Genomic DNA, 20,776 nt, shown 5'->3' on the forward strand with positions numbered 1-20,776 from the left:
TTTCAAAGGTAGCAAATTTGCTTGCTTAATATGTAACATCAACTCTTGCTTTCCGTCTTATAAAAAACTGAACCACTTTGAAAACTATTTTAAAACTGAAAGGCCTCACCAAAAAATTTGGAAGTTTAACCGCTGTCAATGCACTTAGCTTCAATATCCAAAAAGGTAATGTTTATGGTATTCTGGGACCCAATGGAAGTGGGAAGTCAACCACTTTGGGAATGGTTCTGAATGTCGTCAATCCCACCTCTGGTAGTTTTGAGTGGTTTGATGGCAATATGACTACGCATAATGCTTTAAAAAAAGTGGGGGCTATCATCGAAAGTCCCAATTTCTACCCCAGCATGAGTGCTGAGGACAATCTAAAGTTAGTTTGTAAGATCAAAGAAGTTGACTCTTCCAAAATAGATCATGTCCTTGACATCGTAAATCTTAAGGACCGAAAAAAAGACCATTTCAAAAGTTATTCATTGGGAATGAAACAGCGCCTGGCTATTGCTTCAGCTTTGCTCAATGATCCTGAGATCCTGATTCTTGATGAACCTACCAATGGGTTGGATCCTCAAGGCATCCATCAAATTCGAGAAATTATCAAAAGAATAGCCGCAGATGGCATGACCATTTTGCTAGCTTCTCACCTACTCGATGAGGTAGAAAAAGTTTGTTCTCATGTCATTGTCATCAGAAACGGAGTGAAATTGTATGCAGGTCCCGTGGACGAACTGAATGCTACTCATGGTTTTTTTGAATTGAAAAGTGAAGATAAGGAAGCCTTAAAGCAACTTCTGGATACTCATGAGGCTATTGAAAGTTATGATGAAGAAGAAAATGACCTGATAAAAGCCATCTTATCTCAGCCTTATGAAGCTAAAGCTCTAAACAAGGAATGTTTTGAAAACCAAATTTTACTGACTCATCTGGTAAAGCGAAAAGAAACGCTGGAAGAACAATTTTTAAAACTTACGAAAAACCAATAAGCTCTACTTATGAAAAGACTTTTTCTTATAGAATTTCACAAGCTTAAAAATAATCGGGCGGCAAAAGTACTCAGCCTCATTTATTTCATCCTGTTTAGTGCCATTGCCTTGTTTGCCTCCATTCGGTTTAATTTTGGATCGATTGACTTCCGATTGGCAGACCAGGGCATTTTCAATTTTCCGTACATCTGGCACTTCAACGCTTACATCGTTGCCTTTCTAAAGCTATTTTTAGCCGTAGTCATTGTATCCATGGTTTCCAGTGAATATACCAATCGGACTCTAAAGCAAAATTTAATCGATGGACTGAGCAAAAAGGAATTCATCTTGTCTAAATTTTATGGAGTATTGGGTTTTGCTTTGGCTTCAACACTATTACTTTTTATAGTGAGTTTGATTTTAGGACTCATTTTTTCTGATTATAATGAAGTTGGAATCATCTTCTCTGACCTTGAATATATTTTCGCCTACTTTTTGAAGCTGATTGGATTCTTTTCCATGTGTTTATTTTTTGGAATCTTATTAAGACGTTCTGCTTTTGCTTTAGGCTTTTTGTTTCTACTCTGGATTTTTGAAGGTATTGTTCAATTATTTGTGAAATTTCAGGCAGAATCCCTGGAGTTTATCGTTAACTTTTTACCGCTTCAGTCTATGGGCAATTTAATTATTGAGCCCTTTTCAAGGTTGGGAATCATAAAGTCAGCGGCTACTCAGTTAAACTCTGAATTTGAAAAATCTTATGATGTAGAATGGTCGGCGATCTTGATCGTCATGGCCTGGAGTTTTATCTTTATTTTTTCTTCCTGGAAACTTTTACAGAAGCGGGATCTTTAGATTATATTTGAGGAAAATGGATTCTTGAGAACCTTTATTTTCTTGTTAATATCTGTAATAAGCCTTTCTATTTTCGGACAGGGAGAAGCTAACAACTGGTATTTTGGAAACAATGCTGGTGTTACATTCAACACCAACCCGCCTTCAGCACTTACCGATGGAGAACTCAACACTTCAGAAGGCTGTTCTTCTATTTCAGACTCCAACGGAAATCTTTTGATGTACACCGATGGAAGAACCATCTGGGACAGAAATCATAACATTATGCCGAATGCTGATTATTTTAGTGGCTCAGGACTGAATGGTGATCCTTCAAGCACCTCTAGTGGGTTAATTGTCCCTCACCCGACTGAACCTGATTTGTATTATGTCTTTACCGTTGACGAGCCCCACCATAACAATGCTTTTGCCTATCCAATACAAGGTCCTGCAGACAGATTTAGCAATAGAATTGATACTTACGATGATGGTGGTATCATTCCTAGAGACGATGATGGATTCAACAATGGATTAAATTATTCATTGGTAGATATGAGCTTAAGAAGTGGTTTAGGCGATGTCGTACCTTCTAGTAAGAATATTCAGTTAGTCACCTACGCAGATTCTGATGAAGACAAAAAATATAAAGCTTCAGAAAAAATTACTGCAGTTAGAGGCCGTGATTGTAACTCGGTTTGGGTGATTACTCATTTTAAGGATACGTATTACTCCTTTTTGATTGATGATAATGGAATAGATGTTAACCCGGAAGTTTCTCAAGTTATCCCAAATATTCCAACCACATCCTACCGAAGAGGAGCTCTGGGCTATATGAAAGCTTCGCCTATTGGAGATAAAATTTTGACAGCTCATTACTCTAAAACATTCAACAGAGAAGATTATACGGATGGTAAAGACGGTTCTGTATATCTGTATGATTTTGACAATGCCACAGGAGTAGTTTCTAATCCTATTGAGTTGATTGGTAATGTCAACGCTTATAGTGTTGAATTTTCTCAAGATGGCACCAAAGCTTATGCTGTTGCCACCGATTTGTTTCCAAAAATTTTTCAGTGGGACTTAAATTCAACTGATATACCTGGTTCAAAAGAGACAATAACAACTTCAACTCAATTATTCAATGCTTTGCAACTTGGTCCGAATGGTAAAATATACCATTCATTAGACGGCGGTAGTTTACTAGGTGTTATCAATAATCCAAACCGAGCTGCAGAGAATGTCAATTATACGCAAGACATAAATCAAGGCGCTATTTCTCTTGCTGGGAGGGCCTCTGCTGCAGGATTACCGCCTTTCATACAATCGCTTTTCAGCAAAAGAATTCCAATTGTTGAAACTAATGGAGAAGAAGTCATAGAGCAAGTTGCTTTATGCGATATGTATACTTATGAATTAAGTTATGATGATATTCCTGGCGCCACCTATACCTGGTCTAAAGATGGCATTATTTTAAATAGTGAAACTGGTTCTGCTGTAAATATTTCAGTTGATCCAACTTCAGAATTCCCAATTAGAGAAAATTACCGCTTAGAAGTCGATTTAAATAATGGAGAATGTCCGTTGATCGGAGTGGCCCAAATCACTTTCAATCAAAGTCCAATCTATAGTGATGGCGAACTCTTAACTTGTAGAATACCGGGAGAAGATGCCCTTTATGATTTAACTGAAATTCGTTCAGTGTTAAGCGATCAAGTCAGTTTAAACCCAGACCAAATAGAAGTTGAAATTTATAAGAATTCTGCTGATGTAACTAGTGGAAATAATCCAATTCCTCTAACTTCAAATTTCACAAACATTGAAGACTTGTCTTCTCTTTACGTTAAAATCACAAGCTTTGGAGTATGTGAGGATATTAGGGAATTTGAACTTATTGCTGAAGATTTAGCCGACATCGATGAAAGTGATGAAATCCTCACCTATTGCCTGGAAGACTTCCCAGATGAAATTACACTTGATCCCTTAAGTAGCAGCCAGGATCCTTCACGCTTTGAATTTGAATGGTCTACCGGCGAAACAACTCCTACGATTTCAGTTAACTCTGGAGGTAATTATAATGTAGATGTCAACATCATAGGCACAAGTTGTACATCCCGAAAATCTTTCATCATAACTGAGTCCAACCTTGCTGACTTTGATCATCAAGTTGAAAGGCTGGGAGATGTCAGTAACTTAAAACTCCTTGTTAATCCTTCAAGCTTTGGAGATTATCAGTTTGCAATAAACAACGCATCCAGCTTCCAAGATTCCAACTTATTTGAAAATCTTAATCCTGGGGTTTATACTGTCTATGTAAGAGATAAATTGGGCTGTGGCATTTCAGAAAAAACAGTGGGTGTTCTTGGAATCATGAAGTTTTTCACGCCCAATGGTGATGGCATCAATGACCTTTGGGAAATAAGCGGATTACTGGATAATACTACGGAGGATATTTTACTTCAGGTTTATGACAGGTACGGTAAGCTTTTAAGGTCGTTTACAAATGCTGATCAAGGTTGGGATGGAACTTACAATGGTAGAGATTTACCTTCTGATGATTATTGGTATAGAATTCGCTTAACAGATGGAACAGTTGAAACCGGAAGTTTCACCTTAAAACGATAAGCAAACCATAAACACCTAACCTTATGAAACTCGTATTTAGTATCACAATCTTATTATTTATAGTCTTAAATGTACAATCTCAGCAAAAAAACTTTATCGATCAGCCTTATATCGAAGTCAAAGGAAGTGCTGACACGCTTGTCTCTCCCGACAGAATTTATTTAAATATTACCATTTCTGAAGAGGATACCAAAGGAAAATCCAGTGTTGAAGAATTGGAGCAGAAAATGATTTTAGAATTTAAAAAACTCAACATTGACATCGAAAAACAACTGTTTGTCTCCGATGCCAGCAGTAATTTCAAATCCTATTTTTTGTCCGGTCAAAAAGTTCTAAAAACTAAACAATACAATCTACTCGTATACAAAGCTTCAACGCTTGGAGATGCTGTCAAAAGCCTGCAAGACATAGGAATTGCAAATGTGAATCTAGGAAAAACTGATCACTCCAAAATGGAAGAACTTAAAACGCAAATGAAAGCTAAGGCTGTAGCAAATGCTAAACAAAATGCGAAAGCGATGACAAATGCAATTGATCAAACACTTGGCAAAGCTATTTTTATTTCCGAAACCAATTCATTTGCCTATGCTTTACAAAGCAAAGCGTCTGGAATGCAAATAAGAGAGACATCTTCGATGGATGAGGAATCATCTCCAAACTTATCGTTCGATCAATTTAAAATCAATAGCGAAGTGTTGCTCAGATTTATCCTTAATTAAGCTTCCGGCATTTATATGCATAATGCTATCGTTCAAAAGAACTATAAGATTGCTAATAATTTGTGATTTTATCTTCTATTGATAAGTAATCGCCTTGGAAACAATTCAACATGATAATCGATTTCTCTTCTGAATTCTATACGTGTGAAATTAATGCCAAAGGAAACACTTTGACTTTGGATTGACTTGTAAGCAAGGTATCTTCGCATTTAAATTCATCTGAATTAGAGTGCCCGTATCTAAAATAAATACATGAAATTCAATTTAAAGTCAGACTTTAAACCTACAGGAGACCAGCCACAAGCGATTGAAAAACTGGTGCAGGGTGTCAACAACAATGACCGCTACCAAACTCTATTGGGCGTGACGGGATCTGGTAAAACCTTTACCATGGCCAATGTGGTGGAAAGTGTTCAAAAACCAACCTTGGTTTTGGCGCATAACAAAACCCTGGCCGCACAATTGTATTCAGAATTTAAAGCCTTTTTTCCTGAAAATGCTATTGAATATTTTGTCTCATATTACGATTATTACCAACCTGAAGCTTTTATTCCGTCAAGCGGAACCTACATTGAAAAAGATTTATCCATCAATGATGAGATCGAAAAACTGAGATTGAGCACAACATCTTCTTTACTTTCAGGTCGGCGTGATGTTTTAGTTGTGGCTTCAGTAAGTTGCCTTTACGGTATAGGAAACCCAGTTGAATTTCAAAAAAATGTGATTGAGGTAGAAGTTGATCAACACATTCCAAGAACTAAATTGCTTCAGCGCTTGGTTCAAAGTTTATATTCAAGAACCGAGGTTCAGTTTAACCGCGGCAATTTCAGAATAAAAGGTGATACCTTGGATATATTTCCAGGTTATGCCGATCATGCTTATCGCATCCATTTTTTTGGAGATGACATTGAAGAAATTGAAGCATTCAATGTAGAGACCAATGAAATCATGGCCAAATATGATAAGTTAAATATTTATCCGGCCAATATTTTTGTGACCTCGCCTGATGTTTTGAATAGTGCAATTGATCAAATCGCAATTGATTTAGGCAAGCAAATCGAGTATTTCAAAGACATCGGCAAACCGCTTGAAGCTAAACGAATTGAGGAGCGTACCAATTTCGATTTGGAGATGATTAAAGAATTGGGGTATTGTTCAGGGATTGAGAATTATTCCAGATATCTTGATGGCCGACAGCCAGGTACTAGGCCTTTCTGTTTGCTTGATTATTTTCCAGATGATTATTTAATGATTGTGGATGAAAGCCACGTGACTATTCCGCAAGTAGGCGCTATGTATGGCGGTGACCGCTCTCGTAAAGAAAATCTGGTAGATTATGGTTTTAGACTGCCCGCAGCCATGGACAACCGTCCTTTACGTCTGGAAGAATATGAGGCTTTACAAAACCAAGTCGTTTATGTAAGCGCTACTCCGGCAGATTATGAATTACAAAAGTCAGATGGTGTCTATGTAGAGCAAGTGATTAGGCCAACCGGTCTTTTGGATCCTGTAATTGAAGTTCGTCCGAGTCAAAATCAAATAGATGACTTGATTGAAGAAATCAACATTCGGGTAGAAAAGGATCAGCGTATTTTGGTGACTACCCTAACAAAGCGTATGGCAGAAGAGCTGACTAAATACTTAACGCGAGTCAAAATTAGAACACGTTACATTCACAGTGATATTGACACTTTGGAACGTGTGGAAATCATGTCTGATTTACGAAAAGGAGTATTTGACGTTCTGGTTGGAGTGAATTTATTGAGAGAAGGTCTGGATTTACCTGAAGTTTCTCTAGTAGCGATTTTGGATGCCGATAAAGAAGGCTTTCTGCGAAGCAATAGAACCTTAACGCAAACCATAGGTCGTGCGGCACGTCACCTGGAAGGCAGGGCGATTTTGTATGCTGATAAGATTACAGATAGCATGCAGAAAACCATCGATCAAACCGAATACAGAAGATCCAAACAAATTGAACACAATACTAAACATAATATTACGCCACAAGCTCTTAAAAAAGCTCACAATTCTGCTTTAAGCGGCAAAAAAGAAAAACCATACGAAGTTGTTGAAACTCCAACACTGCAGGCTGCTGAAGAAGCAGCTGAGAATTATAATGAAGCAGATCTAAAGAAAAGAATGACCTTGGTAAGGAAATCCATGGAGAAAGCTGCCAAAGACCTTGACTTTATGGAAGCAGCACGTTTCAGAGACGAGTTGAAAATGCTTCAGGATAAATTAGAAAAGGAAAAAGCATCTTAATTATAATTTGAACTGGATTTTAATTCACGTTTCGAGTCCAAATAAAGCGCTCACAATCAAAAATCTTGGTTATTAATAGTTAAGAATTTGTAGTCTTCGCAAAACACTTAATGGTCTTTGCGTTGAAACTTTTAAGTGTTAGAGATTAGTAATTAAATTATTCTAATTCTTTCTATTTTAAGAATTGTGTCTTAGACATAAAATCCCAAACACATACACCTGCTGTAACTGAAATGTTTAAAGAATGCTTCGTTCCAAGTTGTGGAATTTCCAGGACAGCATCGGAAACATCTACGACTTCTTGTTGAACTCCTTTTACTTCATTACCAAAAACAAATGCATAAGTTGTATCCTTTTCAGGTTTAAATTCGTTTAAAGAAACAGAGTTTTCCGCTTGCTCAATCGACATGATTTGCACATTATTTTCTTTCAGTTTACGTATCACTTCTAGAGTACTTTCAGCATAAGACCAATCTACAGTTTGGGTAGCACCAAGAGCTGTTTTTTGAATGTCCTTATGAGGTGGAGTTGCAGTAATTCCGCAGAGATAAATTTTCTTAATTAAAAACGCATCTGCCGTTCTAAATACAGAACCGATATTATTGAGGCTTCGGATGTTATCCAAAATTAGGATCAGAGGAGTTTTTTTTGAAGTTTTAAACTCAGCATCCGTCTTTCGAATCAGTTCGCTATTTTTTAATTTTCTAGGCATAACATTTTTTAAAACAAAAAACCCTTTGATTTCTCAAAGGGTTTGGTACTCGGAGCGGGACTTGTTTTGCCCTATTTATTTAGATAACATTAAATCTAAAAAACACCCGAAACCCTTTAATAACGTCGCAAAGCCTTTATAATTAGGACTTTTGATTATTGAATTAAATTTAAACAAATCTAAACTAATCTACATTCTACGTACAGATTGCGTACAGATTTGTATATTTGCTTAATAAGTGCTAATTTAAAAACATTTGTAAGATGGCTAGAGTTTATTTTTTATATCGTTCACAGAAAGACAAAGCAGCTTTAAAAGTTAGGATTCAATTAGAAAACAACAAGCAGCAATTTGAAGCAAACACCCAAATCCACACTACAAAGATTTTTTGGAATGATACCAGAAAAAAACAACGTGGATTAAGTGGAGTTGAAAAGAATGAAATTGCCGCTATTAATAAAAAACTAGACCCGCTAGAAAACTACATTTTAGAAAAGTTTGAAATTGATAACCCAAAACCAGAGCAAAAAGAATGGCTCAAATTAACCCTAATTGATTATTACAATCCAACTGATGAAACCGATATTAAAAGAAGTGATTTGCTAACTGATAATATTCAGCATATAATCGACACGGCCAATATTAGAAAAAACGCTCAAAATAATTTAGGGCTATCCAAAAGCCGTATCAATTCTTATAAAAACCTCCTTAAAATAATTGAACGATACCAGGAAAAAAAACAGTCTTTAAGGATAAAAGATTTTAATCAAACTTTTGCTAACAACTTTTTAAAATGGCTAATTGATGATAATGGTTATGCAGATAGTTACGCGTTAAAAAAGATTGATGACTTAAAAGCCGTTTGCCGTGATGCTGAAATCGATAATATTGAAGTTAACAAACAACTAAGCAAAATCAAAGGGGGCAAAATATCTAATGAAAATATAATCTACCTAAATGAGTCTGAACTTGAAAAGATTGAAAACCTTACTTTAGAAAGTGATAAGCTAGAAAACGCCCGTAAATGGTTGTTATTAGGCTGCAATTTGGGGCAAAGAGGCTCAGACCTTTTAAGTCTTTCAGCCAGTAACATAAAAACCCGAAACGGTTTGCACGTGATCGAACTGGAGCAGCAAAAGACAAAGGCTAAAATTAGTATTCCAATTTTAGACAAAACCGCTGAAATCATTAAAAACGGTTTACCTAAAAAAATAAGTATTCAAAATTTCAATTTCTACATTAAGGAATTATGTAAAATAGCTGAATTAAACGAGCCAACCAAGGGACGTAAAGCAGCCGTTAGAAAAGAAGTTAAAAGAGTAAAGGGAGAAAAAAAGCAAGGCCACATAAGGCGCAAACTAGGCACTTATCCAAAACACGAATTAACAAGCTCGCATATTTGCCGCCGCTCTTTTGCATCAAATTTATACGGTAAAATGCCAACGTCATTAATAATGCGTATCACAGGACACAAAACCGAAAAGATGCTGCTTCAATATATCGGGAAAAGTGATTTAGATTATGCTCAACAAATTGCAGATTTTTACGAATTGCAGAAGCTTAAAGCCAAAAGAGAAACCACCCTAAAAGTCGTTAACCAATAATCCAGATTTATTATGAATAACATAACACCAGAGCAAAAAGCAAAAGCAGAACAATTTATAAAAAATAATATTGGGCTTAAATCTTATAAAAGCAATGCTTATGGAGAGCTGCAAATGTTATATGATTTTGTAAAGGATAACGATTTGAGCAAAATGAATGATGAAGAAAGAAGTGATTTTTTTATCGAAATAAGTGATTTGAAAAATAGGCTAATTGACTGGATAAAAGATACACCTCAAAAACAATATCAATTTGAAAATATCATTTTTAGAATAAAATCACTTTATGCAGCTTTTTATAATATCGAGGTTTTTACAGATATTGAAAAAAATAAAATAGAGCTTAACGATGCGTTTGATTTTGAATTAGAACCAAAAGAATTAAAAATTAATTTACTGATTGAAAATGCTGAAAGTAGAATTTTAAAGGCAATTAATGAAGTGGAAAGCAAAGCAGAAAAAACCTCAAATAAAAGCAGCAAAAAGAAACCGATACCAAAGTTTGAAGAGGTTATAAACAAAAAACTGAACTGGAATAAAAAACAAATTGAAACTCTAGAAAACGAGTTAAAAATGAATTTTGCAGATATAATAAGTAAAAGTTACAACAAAGAAGGGAGAGGTAGCAAAGAACCCTTATACTTTGCCATTTTACATTTGGGAAAAAAAGAAATTATCGATTTTGAAGCAATAGAAGCTAAGAAATTCTTGAGGTTTTTTGTGAATTTATTTTTAGGCGAAAATTATAATTGGGAAAATTTTGAGGATAGAGATTATATAGGGTTTACTCAAAAGCTTAGAGAATTTAAGAATAATAAAAATGATATAAATACCAAAAAATATAAAGAGCAAATTAAACCCGTATTTGAAAAGATTGAAGAAAAGCATATATTCATTAAAATAGCAGATATAAGCATAAATTAATAAAAAATAGCAAATATTAGATAATTGCCTTTATTTATAGTTTACTGTAAACTGAGTAAACTATAAAAGCCTTACAACCAACTAAATAGCACTAAATCGATAGTAAATTTACATTATATATTAATCAAAATATAATGTTATGAATTTATTACAAATAGAATATTCGGACGAATTAAAAAACGACATTGAAAGCCTTAAAAGCGATTTGGCTGAAATTAAACTAAACCTTCAACCTAAAGAGCCAACCAAGTATTTAGGACGCAAAGAGGTTGCCGAAATGCTCGACGTAAACATTTCAACAGTTCACAACTGGACTGCAAGGGGCATTTTAACCGCCTTACAAATTGGGGGTCGCATATACTACAGAAAAAAAAATGTAGAAGCGGCTCTAATTGAACTAAAAAAATAAGACAATGAACGACGCAATAGCTCACTGTCTTAAAAATGTTCTGTTCGACCTAGATGGCGAATATAATACTTTTATAGATTTAGAAATTAGAGACGGCAAGAAAGTTGACCCCAGTCTATTAAAAAAATTCTTACAGGCTAATGGTTTTAGAAATCTAAAGATTTACAATGTTAGTAAAGTGATTAAACTCACTCAAAATATTGTAGAAGTTTTTACGCCCCAGGAAGTCTTTAATTACTGTTTGAAATTTATTGAAAGTCATTACAGCGATTTTGAAGCTGTTTTTATTGAACAAGGGGAAAAGTATTTAATATCCAAAAAAGCTTTACTAGGAAGCCTGAAACCAATCGAATTTAAAAAATTTAAGGATGATATTCTTACTAGTAGACATTTCTTTAATAATTGCTTTGTTGAGGTTACGTCTAATGAGATTAAAACAAATTTTTATAAAGATTTACATAAGCATAAGAAATATATTTTTAAAGATGCGATAATTGACAGGCCTTTTGAAGTTAGACCAAAAGAGTTGTCAGATTTTGAAAAATTCTTAAAGCTAAGCACAAATTCAGATTTACATTTTGAAAGTGTTTGCACCTCGATAGGGTATTTGCTTCACAGCTTCAAAAACCCGGCTAATGCTAAAGCGATCATATTAAGCGATGTGCTAAGCCAAGCCACCAACGAACCAAACGGAAGGAGCGGCAAGGGGTTAATCATAAAGGCTATTGCAGAGTTTATTAACGTAATTGAGTACAACGGAAAAAACCTCGACTTGAAGCGTGATAAGTTTGTATATCAAAGCATTGACTATAATACAGATTTATTTGTTATTCAGGACGTTTCAAAATCTTTTGACTTTGAAGATTTGTTTTCGCAAATTACTGATAAGATGGACGTGCAGCGAAAACATATTAATAAGATGATTATTGACTTTGCTAGCAGCCCTAAAATTGCTTTGACGACGAACTACACTATACCCCAAAATACAGATAGCTACGCAGACCGAAAGCAATTAATATTACTCAATAATTACTTTAATGCAAACCACAAACCAGAAAACGAATTTAAGGAGCTGTTTTTTGTTCAATGGGATGAAAAGCAATTTTTAGCCTTTGATAATTTCGTGATGCGCTGCATTCAGTCTTTTTTAAAAAATGGTTTAATCAATTACGATGATCCAGAACTACAAAAGCAAAATTTGATTAATAATACCTCTAAAGTTTTCATTGATTTAATCGAAAGCCAATATTTCACTAATGAGTATTACTTATTAAAGGAACTAGCCGCACAATTAGAAATAAATTCAAATGAAAATTCTGTAAAATCAAAAATTGCTATGCAATGGCTAAACACCTATGCAAAATATAACAATTTCAATATTGAGACGAGAACATCTGCAGGCGTTGTAAAGTTTTGTTTCTTAAATAAAAGTTAAAATAATTGTAGGGCAAATTTTCAAAATTGTAGGGGAGATGTTCAATTTGTAGGGGAGATTCTTAAAAAAAGATAAATATCAAAAAATGAATATTTTACAAATAATTCAAAAAACAACAAAAAAGCCTATTTGCCCTACAATTTGTAGGGGTAGGCTAAAACTCCCCTACAACGCTAACGCCCCGTAAATACTGATGGTTGAAGCCTTTTGTAGGGCAAGTAGGGGTAATTTAATAATAAACGCATAGAGAAAGTATATATATATAGAAACAAAACATTTTGCCTTTTGCCCTACTTACCCACCAGATAACAGTAAGTAAAAAAATAAATTAACAAAAAAAAGCAGCACTTTAAAATATAACAAAGTGCCGCTAAATCCAAAAAAAACGAATATTATGAATAACCTTTTCTTAACCACAAATCAACAATCTTTTGAACGCTATCAAAACCAGATGATAGAATTTGGAGAGGTATATACTAATGCAAGCAAGGAGCTTGTTAACCTTGATGTAAAAGGCTACAAAGCTGAAAATTTAATAAACGGCGGCTTTCTTGCTTTATTTCACGACCACCACAAAAACGAACACGCTCAACAACCACAATGGGCAAATTTAGGTATTAGGTACGAAAAGTATTTAGACCTCAAAGAATTTGATACTACCAAACTGGAAGCTCTAGAAGCAGAACACGAGCGAATAATAGAGCTAAAATTTGAGCTATATGAAACCAACGATAATTTTTTCAGCTTCGCAGAAAATAGAACTAGAGATACTTCATATCAAAAGGCCTTAACCTTTGCGCCAGAAAAATTGACCTATAAAGTTTTTGACTTTTTAAGCTTTAAGGGCAATACGGCAAAAATTAATATACCTAAGAAACCGTTTGAGATTCATGCCTTGAATAAATCCCAGATCGACCTTTTGCAGGATGTCAGAAATTACGTGGATTCATGTAGAAAATTAGGGCTAAAATATAGCGACGTCCTAAAAAATGTAGAAAAGTACGTAAAATGGGAAAATGGCCGATCCACTGGATTATCTTTTGACCTTAAGCAAATTGAATTTTCCTATAACCAAATTTTAAATCAAAGATTATTATGAAGGCAAAAGTAGTAAGTGCAAAAAATGAAAGCGAGCTCGAAAATCAGCTAAATGAATTATTGTTTAGATCCTGGCAATTAACTGATACTTTGGCATTCGATAAATATGGAAAAATCTATACTATCGTAAAAAAGAATAGTTGATTTTTTAATTTGTTATACTTTTGATTAAGGCCCCGTTAAATAGAGTAGTATCTCTATTCAAACGGGGTTTTTAATTTGTTATTTATAAGTATTCTTATTATTTATAACTATTCTATATAACAAGGCTCAAATCCATGCGTAATAAGTGAAAATTGGAGTGTTTAAAGTATTGCATTTTTTAACAGAAAACCTTCAAAGTACCTAAACGATTTAAGCACCCCTAAGGCATTATTTCTTATTAAAGCATAAATTATAAGTCAGTGAGTTTAAAAGCGAACCACACCCACGCATCAAACCCAAGTAGCCAATCATTCATTAAGTTAAGTCTTAACCAACCCAACAAATAAATAGAGCGTGAAGCCCTTGCCGCTATTCATTAACTATGTATTGATTAATCGACTAAGGAAAAAAGCAAAGCTTTAAAAAAATCAATGATTATGCTAAATAATATTAATGAAACAAATCTCCAATCCCACCAACCGTAAAAACATAAGTTGCAATAAAAACCAGAAAGTTTTGAAGTTATATGTTTTGTTAGCAACAAACCAATATAGTAGAAATATTATTTGCTAAAAAAGTGCAAAATCTATTGAGTTAAATAACATTTATTTCTATTCCTTTTAATGTTCGTAATTTCGTTTCATTGTTTAACGCACAAGGAGTTTATATAGGATTTGTTGCGTGTTTTAAGAGATTAATTTACTAAATAAATAGAGAAAATCAATTAAGAAAGCTCGTAGAATCAGTTTCATGAATCCATGAGCATAGAATACTAATGTTTCAAATTGAAGTAGAAAAGAGTTTTTTTTACCTCAGTTCTTTGTTAGCATTTTTATTTTCTACTTCACATTATTTGCATCCCATAGAATTTTTATCAAAACTCCTACTACAAATATGATAATAAACCAATAAGGAAGACCAAGCCAATACATTCCCAAGGTCATTAATGCTAGAAATATTCCTAAAAATATTTTACCTCCATTAGAACTGACCATTTGTTTTGTTTGTTTATTTTTTACTTTAACAGATTCAAAATCTTTTCCGAGCTTAAATTTATTTCCGCAAGATAAACAGGATAATTCTACTTTATTACTTCCAATTGTTCCAGCAAGAATTCCAATTCCTCCAGTTAGTATTGCTCCACCAACCGCTTGTGTTCCGCTAAAACCTTTTTTTCCGCCAATAATATTGATTGATTTACACTTCGGGCATTGTATTTTATTATTGTCTGATTTTTTAATATTACCAGTTGTTGAAGTCGGAGGAACTGGACTTTTTTCACGCCAAGATGAATGACAACTTTGGCATTGTTGAGCATATTTTGTTCGTAACTCTTTGTAGCAGATTGGACAAAATCCTAATTTTAAATCACAACTAATACAAATGTTTTTTTTTGTATTTATATTGTTTTTAAAGATATTCCTCTTTGTCTTATTGCATTTTCTACAAGTTTCCTTTTTTGGAGTATATGATTTAATTGGACTATTATCTTTAACAGTTTTACTGTTATCAGTTAGATTTGATTTTGTTCCACATTTTGAACAGAATAAATCTTTTCCCAATATTTCATTACCGCATTTTGAACAATACATATTTATTTTAGTTTGATATTCTTTGTTTTTTCTAATAACCGCTAACGTATGGATAACAAAACAAATTGAGTTATCCCCATTTTATTAATAGCTAGATTCAAATCATAAATGCAACTTATACATTAAATAACAATTGATTTATTATAAATTTAAGATTTTATTCTTACAAAGAGATTAAAGACCTGATTATGTTAATTTTTTGACAGTTTTTCGATATTCAGTTTTAAGGGTTTTGATATCTATCCACCCAGCAAAAAGCCTCTACAGTTTTGTAGAGGCTTTGATAACTATAATATTTTCAATACAAAGTGTTTAGTTCACAATTAATCGCTTTACAAATTGTTGGTTATCTACTGTTGTAAACTGAACAAAATAATTACCGGCATCTACACCTGAAACGTCAAGGCCATTGTTTATTTGACTTGCTGCGAGGGTTTTTATATCTCGACCCAGTATATCAATCAACTTAATTTTAGAAAGTATCACCTGCCCATCATTTTCGATAAACACTTTTGAATTTGAGGGGTTAGGATATATTAGAATATTAAATCCAATAGCTTCTGGGTTTGTTGTGGATAAGTTACACTCTGCACCCCAATTTGGAAAAAAGTCGTTTTGTAAAGCAGAGTTAAGAGCGAAATCTTGGGGTTCATTTGGGATCTGCTCTACACACCACATTGAAATATCTTGGTTAAATACCAGAGCGTCATCAAACATTTTACCCATATTAGTTACCTTGCTTACAACCCAGGAATCTAGAGGTTGGTTAAATGATGACGCATCATTAAACATAAACTCCATATTAGAAACATTACTTACATCCCAATTGACAAGGGGTTGGTTAAATGAAGTTGCATCTTTAAACATAGCAATCATATTAGTTACTTGACTTACATCCCAGTTATCAAGAGGTTGGCTAAAAGATGATGCAGAAGAAAACATAAATCTCATATTAGTGACTTGACTTACATCCCAATTATTAAGGGGTTGGTCAAATGACTCTGCACCATAAAACATGAACCCTATAGTTGTAACATTACTTACATCCCAATTATTAAGGGGTTGGTTAAAGGAAGTTGCATCATTAAACATAAACTCCATATTAGAAACATTACTTACATTCCAATTGACAAGGGGTTGGTTAAAAGATGATGCCTCAGAAAACATAAAGTTCATATCAGTTACATTACTTACATCCCAATTATCAAGGGTTTGGTTAAAAGATGACGCATCATTAAACACACCAGCCATACCATTTACTTGGCTTACATCCCAAGAATTAAGGGGTTGGTCAAAAGATGATGCACGATAAAACATACTACGCATATTGGTAACACTACTTACATCCCAATTATCCAGAGGTTGGTTAAAAGATGAAGCGTCTTTAAACATATTCCTCATGTTTGTAACTTGGCTTACATCCCAAGAATTTAAGTCTTGGTCAAAAGATGTTGCTAATGAAAACATTTGAAACATGTTTGTAACTTGACTTACATCCCAACTATTTAAATCTTGGTTAAAAAGAGATTGAAGGACAAACATACTAGACATATCGTCAATACCACTTGTACAGGTTAAGGCAATATAGGGATCTTGTTCATCATTATCAATTAATGCATTAAGTTGTGCACGACTCCTTTTTGTAAAGGTTTTGGTTTCACCGTTAATGGTTAAGGTTCCTGTGTCTCCAAAATCAGCTCCTGGACATAGACAAGTTACCCCATTGGGGGCTAGATAAAAATCTGGGTTGTTTTGGGCGTAAAGTGTAAGTGTAAAAAGAAATGTGGTTATAAGTAATAGTTTTTTCATAATAAAGGGTTTTACTTTGTATTTGGATTCAAGTCATAAATGCATCTTTAGCATTAAATAATAATTGAACCATTACAAATATAGGATTTTCATAATTAAACCTTTTTCTAGGTCTTAGATTTAATTTTTTTTATCTGGCAATCAGTGATTTTTGTAAAGTCTGTTTTGAAAAAGTATCTATTCATTTTAATAATGAGCTTCACAATAGCGAGATGGGAAAAACAGGAAGTAAAACAAAACCTTTTTTAATGCTCAAAAAAGCGAAACAATTATTTATTAAATATTATTTGGGTTCATTATAAATAAACAGATTTTAAATTTAAAAATGAATTTACGTACAATATACGTACAAGTAGAGATGTGCTAAAAAGATAAAGCCCTGAAAATCAAATGATTAACAAGGCTTTAAGTACTCGGAGCGGGACTTGAACCCGCACGACCGCAATGGTCATTGGATTTTAAGTCCAACGTGTCTACCAATTCCACCATCCGAGCAGAAAGAGCGAAAGACGGGATTTGAACCCGCGACCCTCACCTTGGCAAGGTGATGCTCTACCCCTGAGCTACTTTCGCGTAGATTATTGCGAGTGCAAATTTAATATATTAATTGATTTGTCAAAACCTTTTCGATAAAATATGAATAAAATTACTTCTTAGGCTTTGGAGACAATAAGCGTTTGATTTCATTGAGCTTCATTAGAGCTTCTACTGGAGTCAGTGTATCGATATCAAGCCTTAAAATTTCGTCTTTAATTTGCTCAAGCAGAGGATCATCCATATTGTAAAAACTCAATTGAGGCTCAGGCTGTACTGCTTTCCTGATGGATGCAGAATCATCATCTGTATCACGTAACGACTCCAATTTTTTCAAGACAGTATTAGCCTTTTGAATAACATATTGAGGCATCCCGGCCATTTTAGCCACATGAATTCCGAAACTATGCTCACTTCCACCTGGAACCAGCTTTCTTAGAAACAATACTTTATCTTTTAACTCTTTCACGGACACGTTAAAATTCTTGATTCGCTCAAATTGTTTGGACATTTCATTAAGCTCGTGGTAATGCGTCGCAAATAAGGTTTTGGCCTTACTTGGATGTTCATGTAGAAATTCTGCAATCGCCCAAGCGATCGAAATCCCATCGTAGGTACTGGTGCCACGACCTATTTCGTCTAAAAGAACCAGACTTCTCCTGGAAAGATTATTTAAAATACTCGCAGATTCATTCATTTCTACCATAAAAGTAGATTCTCCCATAGAAATATTATCACTTGCCCCTACTCTGGTAAATATTTTATCTACCAAACCTATCTCTGCTGAAGTTGCCGGAACAAAGCTTCCCATTTGAGCCAATAGAACAATAAGTGCAGTTTGTCTTAATAGCGCGGACTTACCACTCATGTTTGGCCCCGTAATCATAATGATTTGATTGGTTTCCTGATCGAGAAACAGATCATTACTGATGTATTCCTCTTCAGCTTTTAGTTGCATTTCAATTACCGGGTGTCTCCCTTCTGTTATAGAAAGATTGTAATCTTCATTAATATTTGGTTTTGCATAGTTATGCTCTAAAGCTAATTGAGCAAAACCCGATAAACAATCTAACTGGGCAATCTGAAACGCATTTTGCTGAATTACTTTTATATAGTCTTGGGTCCAAATGACTAACTCCTGAAAAAGTTTCTGTTCTAAAGTTGATATTTTTTCTTCTGCAGATAGTATCTTTTCTTCATAGACTTTTAATTCTTCAGTGATATAACGTTCTGCATTTACCAAAGTTTGCTTTCTGGTCCAATTTGAAGGCACCTTATCTTTATGTGTATGTCTGACTTCAAAGTAATAACCGTAAACATTATTACTTCCTATTTTTAAACTAGGAATTCCGGTATTTTTAGATTCGGAGTCCAGCATTTCATTTAGATAATCATGCCCGGAAAAAGCGATCTTTCGGTATTCATCAAGTTCATCGGAATAACCAGATTTAATGGCATTTCCTTTTAAAATATTGACCGGAGGCTCTTCAGAAATTGAAGAATTAATTTTGTTTCTTAAAACTTCACAGGGATTCAGATGATCCGCAATAGTTACTAAGGATTCATAATTTGAATTGGACAGTGTTTCTTTACATCTGTCTATAATATCAAGAGATTTCCTTAATTGTAGAATTTCACGTGGATTAATCTTTTGAGTTGCGACTTTGGAGACTAGGCGCTCTAAATCATTAATCTCTTTGAGATAAGATCTTATTTCATTCTGAAGATTAGGGTTAGACTTTAAGTAACTAACTGTATCGAGACGCTGAATGATTTTGAATTGGTTTTTTAATGGGAAAGCTAACCATCGTTTCAAAAGCCTACTACCCATTGCTGAAACTGTCTTATCTATAATATCGATAAGGGACACACCTTCTGAAGAGGTAGATTGATAGAGTTCAAGATTCCTTATCGTAAACTTATCCATCCAGACATAATCTTCCTTAGGAATTCGAGATAAATTATTGATATGCTGAAGTTGTGAATGATTGGTTTCTGACAAATAATGAAGAATTGCTCCTGAAGCAATTAATCCTTCAATATAGTCCTGGATTCCAAAACCTTTGACCGAAGATGTTTTAAAATGCGAATTGATCAAATTATTTGAAAAATCAAATTTAAACACCCAATCTTCCAAATAAAAATAGGGCAATTGGCTTCCTAATTGCTCAGCTAATACTGTCTTTTGCATTTTTGAAATTAAGACTTCACTTGGGGAAAAATTCTGAATCAATTTATCCACATCTTCTAGACTACCTTCGGATACCAGAAACTCGCCGGTTGATACATCCAAAAAAGAAATCCCAAAGTTATTTTTTGAACCTAAAAAAATAGAACATAGAAAATTATTGTCATTACGCGATAACACATCATCATTAAAAGAAACACCAGGTGTGATTAATTCTGTGACTCCTCGCTTGACAATAGTTTTCGTTTGCTTGGGATCTTCCAATTGATCACAGATAGCTACTCTTAAACCAGCTTTGACAAGTTTCGGAAGATAAGTATTAAGTGAGTGATGAGGAAAACCAGCAAGTTCAGACCGTTCTCCACCATTATTCCGATTGGTGAGGATAATATTAAGGATACGGGAAGCAGCTACGGCATCTTCACCAAAAGTTTCATAAAAATCACCAACTCTAAACAATAACATAGCATCAGGATATTTGTCCTTAATGGTATTGTATTGTTTCATCAATGGGGTCGTCTTTGGAGACTTAGATTTAGCCACAAGTTTTTAAAGCTAAAATAATAAATTGGTGAAGGAAAACCAGCCTAGTTGAATAAACTCATTAAAATTAAAATGCATTTAGACCCGATAATTATTACTTGTTATAATATATAAAGCAAATCAGCAGCATGCTAGCCTTACATAAAGTAAAGCATTGACCTTTACATGTATAATGATTTGGTTTCAATTGCTTGATGAGGGTGAATAATGCCTTATTGTTTTAGGTAAAAAAATTATATAAACTAAAAAACCCTTCATTACGTAAAGTAATGAAGGGTTTAATGTAAAGGAAGGCGGCGACCTACTCTTCCACGGTATGTAGTACCATCGGCGCTAACGGGCTTAACTGCTCTGTTCGGAATGGGAAGAGGTGAGCCCCGTTGCTATAACC

At 34.2% G+C, this 20,776-nt stretch carries 16 protein-coding genes, 2 tRNA genes and 1 rRNA gene; 11 read left to right on the plus strand and 8 right to left on the minus strand.

Annotation, left to right across the window (positions count from 1 at the left end; translation table 11 throughout):
* The first annotated feature begins 77 nt into the window (after positions 1-77).
* From LB449_RS09520 to LB449_RS09535, 4 genes are read left to right on the plus strand one after another with little or no spacing between them, the layout of a single operon-like run.
* The gene (locus LB449_RS09520; RefSeq protein ID WP_224454866.1) at positions 78-977 is read left to right on the plus strand and encodes an ABC transporter ATP-binding protein; all 900 of its coding nucleotides are present in this window, start codon (positions 78-80) and stop codon (positions 975-977) included.
* A 9-nt stretch (positions 978-986) separates the two neighbouring features.
* Complete coding sequence (locus LB449_RS09525) at positions 987-1,811, plus strand: ABC transporter permease (protein ID WP_224454867.1); 825 nt, start codon at positions 987-989, stop codon at positions 1,809-1,811.
* A 24-nt stretch (positions 1,812-1,835) separates the two neighbouring features.
* The gene (locus tag LB449_RS09530) at positions 1,836-4,412 is read left to right on the plus strand and encodes a T9SS type B sorting domain-containing protein (protein WP_224454868.1); all 2,577 of its coding nucleotides are present in this window, start codon (positions 1,836-1,838) and stop codon (positions 4,410-4,412) included.
* A 23-nt stretch (positions 4,413-4,435) separates the two neighbouring features.
* Positions 4,436-5,131, plus strand: a complete 696-nt coding sequence (locus tag LB449_RS09535; protein ID WP_224454869.1) for an SIMPL domain-containing protein — start codon at positions 4,436-4,438, stop codon at positions 5,129-5,131.
* Between the two features lie 68 nt (positions 5,132-5,199).
* Here LB449_RS09535 and LB449_RS09540 read toward each other — a convergent pair whose 3' ends face one another.
* Positions 5,200-5,340: a hypothetical protein gene (locus tag LB449_RS09540; protein WP_224454870.1), complete on the minus strand. Its 141-nt coding sequence runs from the start codon at positions 5,338-5,340 to the stop codon at positions 5,200-5,202.
* 43 nt (positions 5,341-5,383) lie between these two features.
* On the opposite strand from LB449_RS09540, the gene uvrB reads away from it, so the two are divergent.
* Positions 5,384-7,393, plus strand: coding sequence for an excinuclease ABC subunit UvrB (gene uvrB / locus LB449_RS09545; RefSeq protein ID WP_224454871.1), 2,010 nt, complete (start codon positions 5,384-5,386; stop codon positions 7,391-7,393).
* A gap of 172 nt (positions 7,394-7,565) precedes the next feature.
* On the opposite strand, the gene LB449_RS09550 is transcribed toward uvrB, so the two are convergent.
* A complete protein-coding gene (locus LB449_RS09550; RefSeq protein ID WP_224454872.1) occupies positions 7,566-8,105 on the minus strand; it encodes an RNA methyltransferase in 540 nt (179 codons plus the stop codon).
* A gap of 263 nt (positions 8,106-8,368) precedes the next feature.
* On the opposite strand from LB449_RS09550, the gene LB449_RS09555 reads away from it, so the two are divergent.
* From LB449_RS09555 to LB449_RS09580, 6 genes are all read left to right on the plus strand, one after another.
* The gene (locus tag LB449_RS09555; protein ID WP_224454873.1) at positions 8,369-9,709 is read left to right on the plus strand and encodes a tyrosine-type recombinase/integrase; all 1,341 of its coding nucleotides are present in this window, start codon (positions 8,369-8,371) and stop codon (positions 9,707-9,709) included.
* Between the two features lie 12 nt (positions 9,710-9,721).
* On the plus strand, positions 9,722-10,633 hold the full coding sequence (locus LB449_RS09560) for a hypothetical protein (protein WP_224454874.1): 912 nt from the start codon (positions 9,722-9,724) through the stop codon (positions 10,631-10,633).
* A gap of 139 nt (positions 10,634-10,772) precedes the next feature.
* Positions 10,773-11,042, plus strand: a complete 270-nt coding sequence (locus LB449_RS09565) for a helix-turn-helix domain-containing protein (protein ID WP_224454875.1) — start codon at positions 10,773-10,775, stop codon at positions 11,040-11,042.
* A gap of 4 nt (positions 11,043-11,046) precedes the next feature.
* Positions 11,047-12,477, plus strand: a complete 1,431-nt coding sequence (locus LB449_RS09570) for a hypothetical protein (RefSeq protein ID WP_224454876.1) — start codon at positions 11,047-11,049, stop codon at positions 12,475-12,477.
* A gap of 394 nt (positions 12,478-12,871) precedes the next feature.
* Positions 12,872-13,576, plus strand: coding sequence for a hypothetical protein (locus LB449_RS09575; protein ID WP_224454877.1), 705 nt, complete (start codon positions 12,872-12,874; stop codon positions 13,574-13,576).
* The gene (locus LB449_RS09580) at positions 13,573-13,719 is read left to right on the plus strand and encodes a hypothetical protein (protein WP_224454878.1); all 147 of its coding nucleotides are present in this window, start codon (positions 13,573-13,575) and stop codon (positions 13,717-13,719) included. Before LB449_RS09575 ends, LB449_RS09580 begins: the two co-directional genes overlap by 4 nt.
* A gap of 839 nt (positions 13,720-14,558) precedes the next feature.
* Here the strand turns inward: LB449_RS09580 and LB449_RS09585 are convergent.
* The 6 genes from LB449_RS09585 to rrf all read right to left on the minus strand — a co-directional run.
* A complete protein-coding gene (locus tag LB449_RS09585; protein WP_224454879.1) occupies positions 14,559-15,311 on the minus strand; it encodes a zinc-ribbon domain-containing protein in 753 nt (250 codons plus the stop codon).
* Positions 15,312-15,623: 312 nt separating this feature from the next.
* A complete protein-coding gene (locus LB449_RS09590; protein ID WP_224454880.1) occupies positions 15,624-17,120 on the minus strand; it encodes a BspA family leucine-rich repeat surface protein in 1,497 nt (498 codons plus the stop codon).
* Between the two features lie 410 nt (positions 17,121-17,530).
* Positions 17,531-17,615, minus strand: a tRNA-Leu gene (locus LB449_RS09595).
* Between the two features lie 6 nt (positions 17,616-17,621).
* Positions 17,622-17,693, minus strand: a tRNA-Gly gene (locus tag LB449_RS09600).
* A 73-nt stretch (positions 17,694-17,766) separates the two neighbouring features.
* Complete coding sequence (mutS, locus tag LB449_RS09605) at positions 17,767-20,349, minus strand: DNA mismatch repair protein MutS (protein WP_224454881.1); 2,583 nt, start codon at positions 20,347-20,349, stop codon at positions 17,767-17,769.
* Positions 20,350-20,673: 324 nt separating this feature from the next.
* Positions 20,674-20,776 (minus strand): 5S ribosomal RNA (rrf, locus tag LB449_RS09610); the annotation flags it as partial.

Source organism: Psychroflexus lacisalsi (assembly GCF_020164495.1).
Taxonomy (GTDB): domain Bacteria; phylum Bacteroidota; class Bacteroidia; order Flavobacteriales; family Flavobacteriaceae; genus Psychroflexus; species Psychroflexus lacisalsi.